This is a genomic window from Micromonospora sp. HK10, assembly GCF_000982955.1.
Lineage (GTDB): Bacteria > Actinomycetota > Actinomycetes > Mycobacteriales > Micromonosporaceae > Micromonospora.
The window spans coordinates 1-12,115 of sequence record NZ_KQ058670.1 but is presented as its reverse complement, the minus strand read 5'-3'; the positions used below and the strand labels follow the sequence as shown (position 1 = coordinate 12,115).

The window sequence follows — 12,115 nt, the reverse complement described above, 5'->3', positions numbered from 1 at the left end:
GGTGACCACTGTCGAGCAACCGGTGGACGTGCTGCTCAGCGACGGCACGACCGTCCAGCTGCGACCGATCCACCCGGACGATGCGGCGGCCATCGTGGCGATGCACTCGCGGTTTTCCGAGCGCACCCGCTACCTGCGCTACTTCTCGCCGTACCCGCGCATCCCCGAGCGGGACCTGCACCGCTTCGTCAACGTCGACCACCGGGACCGGGAGGCGTTCGTGGTGCTGGCCGGCGACCTGATCGTGGCGGTGGGCCGCTACGAGCGGCTCGGTCCGGCCTCACCGGAGGCCGAGGTGGCCTTCGTGGTGGAGGACGCCTACCAGGGGCGGGGGATCGGCTCGGTGCTGCTCGAGCACCTGGCCGACGCGGCCCGCCGGTACGGCATCGTGCACTTCGTCGCCGAGGTGCTCCCGGCCAACGGGGCGATGCTGCGGGTCTTCTCCGACTTCGGTTACCAGGTCCAGCGCCAGTTCGCCGACGGTGTGGTGCACCTGACCTTCCCGATCGCGCCCACCGAGGCGACCCTGGAGGTGCAGCGCGGCCGGGAGCACCGCACCGAGGCCCGCTCGATCGCCCGGCTGCTCGCCCCGCGCGGCATCGCCGTCTACGGGGCCAGCACCACCGGTCAGGGCGTCGGCGCGGCCCTGCTGGGGCACCTGCGCGACGGCGGGTTCACCGGCGGGATCGTCCCGGTGCACCCGACCGCGGCCACCGTGGCGGGGTTGCCCGCGTACCCGTCGGCGGCCGACGCCGGGATCGACGTCGACCTGGCGGTGGTGGCCGTCGCCCCGGAGGCGGCCATGGAGGTGGTCGCCGACGCCGCGCGGGCCGGCGCGCACGGCCTGGTGGTGATCTCGGCCGGCTTCGCCGAGGCCGGCCCGGCGGGCGCGGCCCACCAGCGGGCCCTGGTCCGGGCCGCGCACCTGGCCGGGATGCGGGTGGTCGGCCCGAACTGCCTCGGCGTGGCCAACACCGACGAGACGGTACGCCTCAACGCCACCCTCGCCCCGGTGCTGCCCGCCCCGGGCCGGGTCGGGGTGTTCAGCCAGTCCGGCGCGTTCGGGGTGGCCCTGCTCGCCGAGGCGTCCCGGCGCGGGCTGGGCGTGTCCAGCTTCGTCTCGGCCGGCAACCGCGCCGACGTCTCCGGCAACGACCTGCTCCAGTACTGGCAGGACGACCCGGGCACCGACGTCATCACGCTCTACCTGGAGACGTTCGGCAATCCGCGCAAGTTCGCCCGGTTGGCCCGGCGGATCGGCCGGGACAAGCCGGTGGTGGCCCTCGCCTCGCTGGCCCGCCCGCCGGGAGTCGGTGACGCCCCGGCGCTGGACGCGGTGGCGGTCAGCGCGCTCTTCGCCCAGTCCGGGGTGATCCGGGTGGACACCGTCGCCGAGCTGCTCGACGTCGGCGTGCTCCTGGCCCACCAGCCGCTGCCGGCCGGCCGGCGGGTGGCGGTGGTCGGCAACTCGTCGGCGCTGACCGGGCTGGCGGCGACCGCCTGCGCCGCCCAGGGCCTCACCGTCGCCGACGGCTACCCGCACGACGTCGGTCCGCGGGCCGGCGCCGCCGCGTACGCGGCCGCGCTCGCCGCGGCCGCCGCCGACGAGCGGGTGGACGCGGTGGTGGCGCTCTTCGCGCCGCCGCTGCCCGGCCAGCTCACCGATCCGGAGGCGGACTTCACCGCCGCGCTGCCCGACGCGGCGGCGGTCGGCAAGCCGGTGGTGGCGACCTTCCTCGCCGGTCGGGTGCCGGCCGGGGTGCCGGCGTACCCGAGCGTGGAGGAGGCCGTCCGGGCCCTCGCCCGGGTCAGCCGGTACGCCGACTGGCTCCGTCGGCCGCCCGGCGTGCTGCCCGAGCTGGACCGGGTGGACCGGGCGGCCGGGCAGGCCGCGCTGCGGGCCGACGGCGCCGACCCGGCCGCGCTGCTGCGGGCGTACGGGATCGACGTGGTGGAGTCGGTGCCGGCGGGTTCGGCCGACGAGGCGCTCGCCGCGGCCGAGCGGCTCGGCTGGCCGGTGGCGCTCAAGGCCGCCGCCCCCGGGTTGCGGCACCGGCTCGACCTCGGCGCGGTACGGCTCGACCTGGCCGACCCGGTCGCGCTGCGCCGCGCGTACGCCGAGATGGCCCCGCTCTTCGGCGCGGACGTCCTGGTCCAGCCGATGGTCCCGCCGGGCGTGGCGTGCGTGGTGGAGCTGGTGGAGGACCCGGCGTTCGGGCCGGTGGTCGGCTTCGGCCTCGGTGGCGTGGCGACCGAGCTGCTCGGCGACCGGGCCTGGCGGGCGGTGCCGCTGACCGACCGGGACGCCGCCGAGCTGGTCGACGAGCCGAGGGCGGCGCCGCTGCTGCGCGGTCACCGGGGCGCCGCGCCGGTGGACCGGTCCGCGCTGGTGGAGCTGCTGCTGCGGGTCGGTCGGCTCGCCGACGAGCAACCCCGGGTGCGTTCGCTCACCCTCAACCCGGTGCTGGCCCGGCCGGACGGCTTCGCGGTGCTGCACGCCACCGTCCGCACCGGCGCGGAGGCGCCCCGCCCAGACACCGGCCCCCGCCGGTTGTGAGGCGGGGGCCGGTGTCCGGGCCGGGCGTGCTCAGCAGGCGTACGCCTCCAGGCGGTTGGCCCGCTCCGGGGAGCGCAGCTTCAGCAGGGTGACCTTCTCGATCTGCCGGATCCGCTCCCGGGACAGGCCGAACTCGCGGCCCACCTCGTCGAGGGTGCGCTGCCGGCCGTCGTCCAGGCCGAACCGCAGCCGGATCACCGCCTGCTCCCGCTGCGACAGGGTGGCGAGCACGATCCGCACCTCGTTGCGCAGCTCGCCGTCGGCGGCGGCGTCGCCCGGCTCCTGGCGCGGGTCCACCGCCGCGACGAAGTCACCGAGCGCGCTCTCGCCGTCCTCACCGACGGCCTGGTCCAGGCTCACCGGTTCCCGGTCGTACGAGATCAGCTCGATCACCTGGTACTCGGGGATCTCCAGCGCCCGGGCCACCTCGGCCACCGTGGGCTCCCGGCCCAGCGTGACCGACAACTCCCGGCGTACCCGGACCATCCGGTTGACCTGCTCGACCATGTGCACCGGGATGCGGATGGTGCGGGCCTGGTCGGCCATGGCGCGGGTGATGGCCTGGCGGATCCACCAGGTGGCGTAGGTGGAGAACTTGTAGCCCTTGGTGTAGTCGAACTTCTCGACCGCGCGGATGAGGCCGAGGTTGCCCTCCTGGATCAGGTCGAGGAAGGCCATGCCACGGCCGGTGTAGCGCTTGGCGATGCTGACCACCAGCCGCAGGTTCGCCTCCAGCAGGTGGTCCTTGGCGGCGCGGCCCTCGGCGGCGATCAGCTCCAGGTCGGCGCGCAGGTCGGCGGAGAGCGGGCGGCAGGCGGAGAGCTTCTCCTCGGCGAACAGGCCGGCCTCGATCCGCTTGCTGAGCTCGACCTCCTGGGCGGCGGTCAGCAGCTTGGTGCGCCCGATGCCGTTCAGGTACGCCCGGACCAGATCGGTGGAGACGCCGCGCTCGTCGGTGGCGTCCAGATCGGTCAGGGTGTCGGAGCCGAGCTCGGCGTCGATGGTGGCAGCCGGGCGGGTCTGGTGCTCGATCATCTGCAGGGCCATCTCTGTCTCTCCCCGTGTCCTGGGTGCCGCGTACCGGAGACCGTGTCGCGCACCGGCGCGGTCGGGCCGGTGAGGAACAGCTTGGCGGTCGGGGCGTGAAACGGGAGTGAGGCGATCGGGGACCCGACAGCAATCGCGGCGGAACGCCGGCAGCCGGTTGCCCGCTCCGGTTACCGTGCCAGCGGCCGGCCGTCCTGGACCGGCACAGACAGTGATCGGAGGACGCGGTGGTCTTCAAGCGGCTCATGCAGGCGATGGGTGTGGGCGGTCCGTCGGTGGAGACGGTGCTGGCCAACCCGAACTGCCGGCCCGGTGGCCAGCTCGAGGGCCGGATCCAGGTGCTCGGCGGGGACCACCCGGTCGACGTGAGCTACCTCGCACTCGGGCTGGTGACCCGGGTCGAGGTGGAGAGCGGCGACTCCGAGTACGACACCACGCAGGAGTTCGGCCGCCGGCAGGTGACCGGGGCGTTCCGGCTGGAGCCGGGGCAGCGCCACGAGGTTCCGTTCCGCTTCGACGTGCCCTGGGAGACCCCGCTGACCGACCTGTACGGCCAGCACCTGCACGGCATGACGATGGGGCTGCGGACCGAGCTGGAGGTGGCCCGGGCGGTCGACAAGGGCGACCTGGACCCGGTGGCGGTGCATCCGCTGCCGGCGCAGGAGCGGCTGCTGGAGGCGCTGCTGCGGCTGGGCTTCCGGTTCGCCCGCGCCGACGTCGAGCGCGGCCACCTCTACGGCGTGCACCAGAGCCTGCCGTTCTACCAGGAGATCGAGTTCTACCCGGCGCCGCAGTACGCGCGGGCGATGAACCAGCTCGAGGTGACCTTCGTGACGAACCCGCAGCAGGTGCAGGTGGTGCTGGAGCTGGACAAGCGGGGCGGCCTGTTCACCGAGGGCCGCGACGCCTTCGGCCGGTTCACGGTCGACCACGCCACGGCCGATCGCACCGACTGGGCGGCCCAGCTCGACGCCTGGCTCCGTCAGTCCGTGCAGCGCCGCGGCCTGTTCTTCTGACCGTGGCCCGCCGGCCGTCCGGGTCGTGGCCGACCGGGCGGCCGGCGGTCGCCGCGTGGCCGGTGTTTCCGAGGCGTGGTCAGAGTTCGAGCAACACGGTACGCGGCCCGACGTTCACGCTCTCCACCAGCATGTGCGCCCGGAAGCGGCCCGTCTCGACCGGGGCGCCCCGGCCACGCAGCGCCTCGACCAGCGCGTTGACCAGCGGCTCGGCCACCTCGGCCGGGGCGGCGGCGGTCCAGCTCGGCCGGCGGCCCTTGCGGGCGTCGCCGTAGAGGGTGAACTGGCTGACCACCAGGATGGGGGCGCCGGTGTCGGCGGCGCTGCGCTCGTCGCCCAGGATGCGCAGCTCGTGGATCTTGCGGGCCATGGTGGACGCGAGCTGCGGGGTGTCGGAGTGGGTCACGCCGAGCAGCACCAGCAGCCCGTCGGTGACCTCGCCGACCACCTCGCCGTCGACGGTCACGGCGGCCCGGCTGACGGTCTGCACCACCGCCCGCATCAGTCCGCCACCGGCTCGACGATGCCCCGCTCGACCAGGTGCGCCACGATCGGCCCGGCCGCCTCGGCCAGCTCGTCGGGGGTGACGTCGTGCGCGGCGGCGAGCAGCGCGAGCTGGTCGCGCAGCGGCAGCCGGCCGTCCGCCCCGCCGACCAGGGCGAGCACCAGCGGGTCGATCTCCTCGGACCAGCGCAGGCCGTGCGGCATGGCCAGGACCTGCCGGTCCACCGCCCAGCCGTCATCGCCCATGGTGGCCTCCTGCCGCAGTTGGAGCCCGTCGGCGGCGCGGTAGCGGGCGGTCAGCAGCCCGTCGGTGCCCTGGTCGCGCAGCCAGTCCTGCCGGTCGTACCACTCGGAGATCCGGTCGCCCAGCGGTGGCTGCACCCGCTGGCGCAGATCCTCGACGCGGAGCACCGGCTGGTCGTGGCCGGAGCGGCGCAGCGAGACGATGCCGAAGCCGATGGCCTCGACCTTGTGCGCGTCGAACCAGTCCAGCCAGGCGGCCATTCGCTGCGGGTCGGCGGACTCGCCGACGTCGGTGAGCCAGAGGTTGACGTACGCCATCGGGTCGGCCACTTCCCGCTGGATCACCCAGGCGTCCAGGCCGGTGCCGGCGAACCAGCCGGTGACCCGCTCGGCCCAGTCCTCGCCGGTGACGTGCACCCAGTTGGCCAGGTACTGCATGGTCCCGCCCTCGGTGAGCAGGTGCGGCGCGGCGGCGGCGAGTTCGGCGCCGATCGCGTCGCCGACCCGGCCGGAGTCCCGGTAGACGTGGGTGGTGGTGCCGGGCCCGACCACGAAGGGCGGGTTGCTGACCACCAGGTCGAACCGGCGGCCGGCCACCGGGGCGACCATGTCCCCGCGCAGCAGTTCCCAGTCCTGCCCGTTGAGCGCGGCGGTGGTGGCGGCGAAGCGCAGCGCCCGTTCGGAGACGTCGGTGGCGGTCACCCGGTCGGCGTGGCTGGACAGGTGCAGGGCCTGCACGCCGGAGCCGGTGCCGAGGTCGAGGGCGGTGCGCACCGGCCGGCGGACGGTCGCGCCGATCAGCGTCTGGGTGGCCCCGCCGATGCCGAGCACGTGTTCGGCGTGCAGCGGCCGGCCCGGGCGGGCGCTGGCCGGCAGGTCGGCGAGCACCCACCAGTCGTCGCCGTACGGCTCCAGGTCCACGCCGGCGCGCAGCCCGTCGCCGTACCGCTCGACGATGCCCCCGGCCAGCGCCTCGTCCACGGTCAACGGGGCGAGCGCGGCGGCCACCGCCGCCGCCGGTTCGGTCTGGTCGCAGATGAAGACCCGGATCAGCGTCGCGAGGGCGTCGCGGTCCTCGGTGGCGCGCAGCGCGGCGCGGAAGTCGTTGCGGGCCACGCCGCCGGTGGCCTGCGGGCCGAGCCGGTCGGCGATGCCGTTGGCGGTGTAGCGCGCCCGGGCCAGCGCGGTCCGCAGCGCCTCGACGCCGGCCGGGGAGAGCAGCATGTCATCACGGTCCACCTCGTCATCCTGCCTCCCGCCGGTGCCCCGGCGGTCGGCACCCGGGAGATCCGGGCCGGGACCGGTTTACATAGGCAACCATCTCTTTCACGAGCTTCGATGTCTGACTATCATCGCCTCAACATCCGTCGATGGGCGCCCCGGGCCACGAGCCCGGCGCGCCCGGTAGGGAGCCAGACGATGCCCCACGTGTCCGTTCCCCGGCGTCGCGTGCTGCGCGCGTTCGCCGTCACGGCCGCCGCCGCGGCCCTCACGGCCGCCGCCGCCACCCCCGCCCTCGCCGCACCGACCGGGGAGATCCGCTACGCCGGCGCCCCCGACGCCATCAGCGGCAGCTACCTGGTGATGCTGAAGACCGACGCGGTCGGCACCGCGAACAGCCTCGCCGCCCGGACCGCCGTCCCGGACCGGGCCGCCGGCCTCGCCAAGCGCTACGGCGGCAGCGTCGGCACCGTGTGGAGCGCCGCGCTGACCGGCTACCGCGCCACGATGGCCCCGGGGCAGGCCCGCCGGCTCGCCGCCGACCCGGCCGTCGCGTACGTCGAGCAGGACCGGGTGGTGACCACCCAGGGCACCCAGACCGGCGCCACCTGGGGCCTGGACCGGATCGACCAGCGCAACCTGCCGCTGAACAGCACCTACACGTACCCGAACACGGCCAGCAACGTGCGGGCGTACATCATCGACACCGGCATCCGGACCACCCACAGCCAGTTCGGCGGCCGGGCCACCTGGGGCACCAACACCGTGGACACCAACAACACCGACTGCAACGGCCACGGCACCCACGTCGCCGGCACCGTCGGCGGCAGCACGTACGGGGTGGCCAAGGGCGTGCGACTGATCGCGGTGAAGGTGCTCAACTGCTCCGGCAGCGGCAGCACCTCCGGCGTGGTCAGCGGCGTCAACTGGGTCACCGCCAACGCGGTCAAGCCGGCGGTGGCCAACATGAGCCTCGGCGGCGGGGCCAGCAGCACGCTGGACAACGCGGTGGCCAACTCGATCAGCTCCGGCGTCACCTACGGCATCGCCGCCGGCAACTCCAGCGCCAACGCCTGCAACTCGTCGCCGGCTCGGGTCGCCTCGGCCATCACCGTCGGCGCCACCACCAGCACCGACGCCCGGGCCTCCTACTCGAACTACGGCTCCTGCGTGGACATCTTCGCGCCCGGCTCGTCGATCACGTCGGCCTGGCGTACCAGCGACACCGCGACCAACACGATCAGCGGCACCTCGATGGCCACCCCGCACGTGGTCGGCGCGGCGGCGCTCGTCCTCGGCGCGAACCCGTCCTACACCCCGGCGCAGGTGGCCAGCTACCTGACCACCAACGCGACCACCGGCAAGGTGACCAGCCCCGGCTCCGGCTCGCCGAACCGGCTGCTCTTCGTCGTCAACTGACGACCTGACCCTAATGGGCCGCGGCCCGGTGGACCTCTCGCGGGAGGACACCGGGCCGCGGCGCGTCGTCGGGGAGTCGGCGCCCGTGGCCGCGGGGCGGGCGGCAGGATGGGCACATGACGCTCTCCCTGCCCATCGACCCGCAGGCGAACGAACTGCTGGCACGCAGCCCGCTGGCGCTGCTCCTCGGCATGGTGCTGGACCAGCAGGTGCCGATGGAGAAGGCGTTCTCCTCGCCGTACGTCCTGGCCCAGCGGCTGGGCCACGAGCCGGACGCCCAGGAACTGGCCGGGTACGACCCGGAGGCCCTGGTGGCCCTCTTCGCCGAGCCGCCGGCGCTGCACCGCTTCCCCAAGGCCATGGCGGCCCGGGTGCAGGAGGTGTGCCGGACGCTGGTCGACCGGTACGACGGCGACCCGGCCCGGCTCTGGTCGGAGGCCGCCGACGGCCGGGACCTGCTGCGCCGGGTCGGCGAGCTGCCCGGCTTCGGCCGGCAGAAGGCACAGATCTTCGTCGCGCTGCTCGGCAAGCGGTTCGGCGTCACCCCGGCGGGCTGGCGGGAGGCGGCCGGCGGCTACGGCGACGCGGACTCCTTCCGGTCGGTGGCGGACGTGACCGGTCCCGACTCGCTGCGCCGGGTCCGCGAGTACAAGCAGCAGATGAAGGCGGCCGCGAAGGCCGGGAAGGGCTGACCCGCCGCCGGCCGCGCCGACCGGCCGCCCGCGGGTCGCAACCGACCGGGCGGCCGTCTCGTTGGAGGCGGGGACGGCGTACGGGGGAGCGCGGATGGCGGAGCGGCGCGGCATGGCCCTGCTGCGTACCCGGGCGACGTCCGGCCGGGCCACCTTCCTGGAGCTCTTCTTCGACCTGGTCTTCGTCTTCGCGCTGACCCGGGTCTCCCAGCGGCTCTTCACCGAACTGCCGGTCACCGGCTGGGCGCTGGTCGCCGGCGTCGGCCGGACCCTGCTGCTCTTCCTGGTGCTCTGGCTGATCTGGACGATCACCGTCTGGGTGACCAGCCGGTACGAGCCGGAACGCACCGTCATCCAGGCCGTCGTGGTGGGCACGATGTTCGCCAGCCTGGTGATGGGGGTGACGTTGCCGCGGGCGCTGGAGGAGCGCGCGCTGCCGTTCGCCCTCGCGTACCTGGCGGTGATGCTGGGCCGGCCCCTGCTCATCGCGGCCGCGCTGCGCGGCCACCCGCGGCGGCTGGTCCCGCTGCGGCTGGCCACCTGGGCGGCGGTGACCGCGCCGCTCTGGCTGGGTGGCGCGCTGGGCTCGGACGACCTGCGCCTGCCGCTCTGGGCCGTCGCGCTGGCCGTCGACTACGCCGGGCTCTTCACCGGCTGGCCGCTGCCCCGGCTCGGCTCCTCACCGACGGCCAGCTGGCGGATCGCGGGCGAGCACCTGGCCGAGCGGTACCAGCAGATCTTCCTCATCGCGCTCGGCGAGTCGATCCTGGTCATCGGGGTGACGTACAGCGGGGAGAGCTTCTCCGGTGACGCGGTCGTCCCCTTCGTGGCCGCCTTCGTCACCACCGCGCTGCTCTGGCGGCTCTACTTCCATCGGGCCGGGCACCTGCTGGTCGAGGCGCTGCGGCTGGCCCGGGTGCCGGGCCGGCTCGGCACGTCGGCCACGATCACCCACCTGGTCATGGTGCTCGGCGTGCTCACCGCGGCGGTCGGTTACGAGGTGGTGATCGCCGAGCCGTTCCACCGTTCCGACGCGGGCCTGCTGCTCTTCGTGGTGGGTGGGCCGCTGCTGTTCCTGGCCGCCCGGTCCCGCTTCGAGTACGAGATCTTCGGCCGGGTGTCGCTGGCCCGGGTGCTCGGCGCGGGCGTGCTGATCGGGCTCGTCCCGCTGCTGGCGCACGGCCCCGGCGTGCTGTCGCTGTCCCTGGTGGCCGCCGTGCTGGCCGGGGTGGCGCTGGTGGACGCGCTGCGCAGCCGGGGGCGCCCGCCGGAGATGTCGGCCTCGCCGATCGGGCGGCACGGGCCGGCGAGCAGCGGCCCGGAGACCTGAGGCTCAGGCGGCGGTCGGCCGGGAGAGCGCGGCCAGGGCGCGGCGCACGTCGGCCAGCGAGACCGTGGCGGAGTCGTCCAGGTCGGCCAGGCCGGCCTCGATCCACTGGCGCATCAGCGTGGTCACGCCGATGCCGCGCGCGTCGGCGGCCGCCCGGACCCGTTCGTACGTCTCCAGCGGCAGCCGCACCGAGCGGCTGACCATCGGCACGTCCGTGTCGGGGGCGGGCAGCTCCGCCGCGGGAGTCTCGTCGATGAGGTCGGCGAGGGCGTCGCCGCCGTCGTGGAACCGCTTGGTCGCGTCGTTACGGTGCATCGTGACCGCCTCCTCGTCGGCGTGTTCTCCGCACCGCCTCGTCGTAGCGCTTGGCCTCGGCGTCGCTCAGTTCGCGGGCGGAGAGGATGTCCCAGTCGTTGTCGGTGCCGTCGGCCTCGGCCAGCAGCACGGCGAGGCGCCGCCCGCGGTGGTCGGTCGCGTAGACCACCATGACGTCGTCGCCGAGGTGCCGGATGACCCGCCGGGTGCTGTGCAGGGCCTCCCAGACTTCCCCGGGCGTGACGTCGTAGACCCGCAGGTTGGCCAACGCCTCGTCGGTGAAGCTGAACCGGTTGCCCACGAGGGCGAGCGTACCACGCACGTAACACGCACCGCCCTTGTCACGATTTTGGCCGATCAGCCGTCGAGGGTGACAGGATGAGGCGTAATCCCCTCGAGGAGGTCCGGTGAAGCATCCGGAGTACCAGCCGATCCTGATCACCGACGCCGCGCGCAGCCAGGACGACCAGCTCACCAGCCGCCAGAAACGCTACGTGCTGATGATGGGCATCCGGGTCGCCTGCCTGGTGGCCGGTGCCATCCTGGTCGGCGTGCAGGCGCCCCTGCTCTGGCTCTGGCTCCCGCTCTGCGGCATCGGGATGGTGCTCATTCCGTGGCTGGCGGTGCTGCTGGCCAACGACCGGCCGCCGAAGGAGCAGCACCGCCTCGCCAACCGGCTGCACCCGCGGCACCGCGACGACACCCCGCCCATGGCGCTCACCGCCGAGGAGCGGCCGCACAAGGTCATCGACGCCGAGCCCTGACCGGTCCGGGCCGGGACCGGCCCGGACCGCGTCAGGTCAGGGCGCCGGCCGCGCCCCCACCGACGAGACGGCCAGCGCGCCGAGATCCCCGGCCCGGGACAGCGCCGCGCGCGGCTCCGCCCCGGCCAGCCACGCGGTGATCAGGCCGGCGGCGAAGGCGTCGCCGGCGCCGGTGACGTCCACCACCGGCACCCCGCGCGCCGGAGCCGCCTCGACCAGCCCGGTCCGGTCCACCCAGACCGCGCCGGCGGCGCCCCGCTTCACCACCACCCGCCGGGCCACCGCCGCGAGCGCCCGGCCCTGCGCCGCCGGGTCCAGCCCGCCGGCCAGCACCGTCGCCTCGTCGGCGTTGACCAGCAGCAGGTCGACATCGCGTACCCAGGCCAGGAACGCCGCCGCGCCGGCCCGCCGCAGCGGCGCCGCGGAGGCCGCGTCGACGCTGGTGGTCAGCCCGCGCTCGCGGGCGACGGCCAGCGCGCGCAGGCCCGCGCCGCGCGACCCGGCGTCCAGCAGGGTGTACGCGGACAGGTGCAGGTGCCCGGCGTCGGGCGCCCCGGCCAGGGCCGCCTCGACGTGGTCGGCGCCCAGCCGCAGGTTCGCCCCGCGCTGGCTGACCATGGTCCGTTCCCCGTCGTGCACGAGCACGACCACCGTGCCGGTCGGGTAGCCCTCCTGCCGCTGCACCGCGCACACCACGCCGACCCGGTCCAGCTCGGCGACCCGCTCGCGGCCGGTCTCGTCGGCGCCGACCGCGGCGACCAGGGTGACCGGCGCTCCCTGCGCGGCGAGCCAGGCCGCCGTGTTCGCGGCCTGACCACCACCGCTGAACCGGATCGTGGCCGCGGTGTCCGAGCCGGTCGCCAGCGGGCCGGCGAGCACCGCCACCACGTCCGTGATCACGTCGCCGACCACGACGATCCGCGGGCTACTCACGCCGCCACCTTGCTGCGCCGCGCGGGCGGCGGCCCGCCGCGGTACCGCCGGACCGCCCCCGCCACCTGGCTGCG

At 74.8% G+C, this 12,115-nt stretch carries 12 protein-coding genes; 6 read left to right on the top strand and 6 right to left on the bottom strand.

Annotated elements, in window-relative coordinates; genetic code table 11:
• Nucleotide 1 precedes the first annotated feature (1 nt).
• Complete coding sequence (locus LQ51_RS02660) at nt 2-2,557, top strand: bifunctional acetate--CoA ligase family protein/GNAT family N-acetyltransferase (protein WP_046563019.1); 2,556 nt, start codon at nt 2-4, stop codon at nt 2,555-2,557.
• A 30-nt stretch (nt 2,558-2,587) separates the two neighbouring features.
• On the opposite strand, the gene sigB is transcribed toward LQ51_RS02660, so the two are convergent.
• On the bottom strand, nt 2,588-3,604 hold the full coding sequence (gene sigB, locus LQ51_RS02655; RefSeq protein WP_046563018.1) for an RNA polymerase sigma factor SigB: 1,017 nt from the start codon (nt 3,602-3,604) through the stop codon (nt 2,588-2,590).
• 227 nt (nt 3,605-3,831) lie between these two features.
• On the opposite strand from sigB, the gene LQ51_RS02650 reads away from it, so the two are divergent.
• Entirely contained in the window at nt 3,832-4,620 is a 789-nt protein-coding gene (locus LQ51_RS02650; protein WP_046563017.1) for a sporulation protein, read from the top strand.
• Nucleotides 4,621-4,699: 79 nt separating this feature from the next.
• On the opposite strand, the gene dtd is transcribed toward LQ51_RS02650, so the two are convergent.
• Nucleotides 4,700-5,122, bottom strand: a complete 423-nt coding sequence (gene dtd / locus LQ51_RS02645; RefSeq protein ID WP_046563016.1) for a D-aminoacyl-tRNA deacylase — start codon at nt 5,120-5,122, stop codon at nt 4,700-4,702.
• Entirely contained in the window at nt 5,122-6,606 is a 1,485-nt protein-coding gene (locus LQ51_RS02640; protein WP_046563015.1) for a DUF7782 domain-containing protein, read from the bottom strand. Before LQ51_RS02640 ends, dtd begins: the two co-directional genes overlap by 1 nt.
• A 180-nt stretch (nt 6,607-6,786) precedes the next feature.
• Here LQ51_RS02640 and LQ51_RS02635 point away from each other — a divergent pair, with 180 nt between their 5' ends.
• The 3 genes from LQ51_RS02635 (at nt 6,787) to LQ51_RS02625 (ending at nt 10,029) form a co-directional block, all read left to right on the top strand.
• Entirely contained in the window at nt 6,787-8,007 is a 1,221-nt protein-coding gene (locus LQ51_RS02635; RefSeq protein ID WP_046563014.1) for a S8 family peptidase, read from the top strand.
• 116 nt (nt 8,008-8,123) lie between these two features.
• A complete protein-coding gene (locus LQ51_RS02630; protein ID WP_046563013.1) occupies nt 8,124-8,699 on the top strand; it encodes an HhH-GPD-type base excision DNA repair protein in 576 nt (191 codons plus the stop codon).
• Nucleotides 8,700-8,793: 94 nt separating this feature from the next.
• Complete coding sequence (locus LQ51_RS02625) at nt 8,794-10,029, top strand: low temperature requirement protein A (protein ID WP_046563012.1); 1,236 nt, start codon at nt 8,794-8,796, stop codon at nt 10,027-10,029.
• Nucleotides 10,030-10,032: 3 nt separating this feature from the next.
• Here LQ51_RS02625 and LQ51_RS02620 read toward each other — a convergent pair whose 3' ends face one another.
• On the bottom strand, nt 10,033-10,344 hold the full coding sequence (locus LQ51_RS02620) for a hypothetical protein (protein ID WP_046563011.1): 312 nt from the start codon (nt 10,342-10,344) through the stop codon (nt 10,033-10,035).
• Nucleotides 10,334-10,645, bottom strand: a complete 312-nt coding sequence (locus LQ51_RS02615; RefSeq protein WP_046563039.1) for a hypothetical protein — start codon at nt 10,643-10,645, stop codon at nt 10,334-10,336. The genes LQ51_RS02620 and LQ51_RS02615 overlap by 11 nt, the downstream gene beginning before the upstream one ends.
• Before the next feature lie 106 nt (nt 10,646-10,751).
• Between LQ51_RS02615 and LQ51_RS02610 the strand changes: the two genes are divergently transcribed.
• Complete coding sequence (locus LQ51_RS02610; protein ID WP_046563010.1) at nt 10,752-11,108, top strand: DUF3099 domain-containing protein; 357 nt, start codon at nt 10,752-10,754, stop codon at nt 11,106-11,108.
• Between the two features lie 36 nt (nt 11,109-11,144).
• On the opposite strand, the gene LQ51_RS02605 is transcribed toward LQ51_RS02610, so the two are convergent.
• Nucleotides 11,145-12,041 (bottom strand): carbohydrate kinase family protein, encoded by an 897-nt coding sequence (locus LQ51_RS02605; RefSeq protein WP_046563009.1) that lies wholly within the window; start codon nt 12,039-12,041, stop codon nt 11,145-11,147.
• Between the last annotated feature and the right edge of the window lie 74 nt (nt 12,042-12,115).